At 73.8% G+C, this 325-nt stretch carries 1 pseudogene; it reads right to left on the bottom strand.

What is annotated here, in order from left to right:
- A pseudogene (locus tag AXK60_RS27320) lies at positions 1–325 on the bottom strand (hypothetical protein); the annotation flags it as partial.

Below are 325 nucleotides of genomic sequence, written 5' to 3'. Positions count from 1 at the left end.
GCGCCTTCTGCCACTGGCTGATCGCATGAGCCTCACCGCGCTCGTAGTCCTCGCGCAGCCGCACCAGCCCGGGTTGCTGCAGCTGCGCGAGCACATCACGCCACGCCCACCCCGAGGCGGCCATCCCGAGCAGCACCCGCCATGCGATCGACGAGCGATCCGCGGCAGCAGCGATCGGCGTGGTGAGCAGAGTGCGGGTGGCCGTGGTCAGCTCCGTACGCGCACGGTCGACGTGCGCGCCGGCACCTGCACCGACAACGGTGAGGCCACGCGCCGGCACTCCCCTGCCTGTGCCGGCGGCGGCGCCGGCGGTCGGCAGCGGACG

The sequence above is a fragment of the Tsukamurella pseudospumae genome, assembly GCF_001575195.1.
GTDB classification, from domain to species: Bacteria; Actinomycetota; Actinomycetes; order Mycobacteriales; family Mycobacteriaceae; genus Tsukamurella; species Tsukamurella pseudospumae.
The sequence above is the reverse complement of the archived record's forward strand: the minus strand, read 5'-3'. Positions and strand labels throughout refer to the sequence as shown.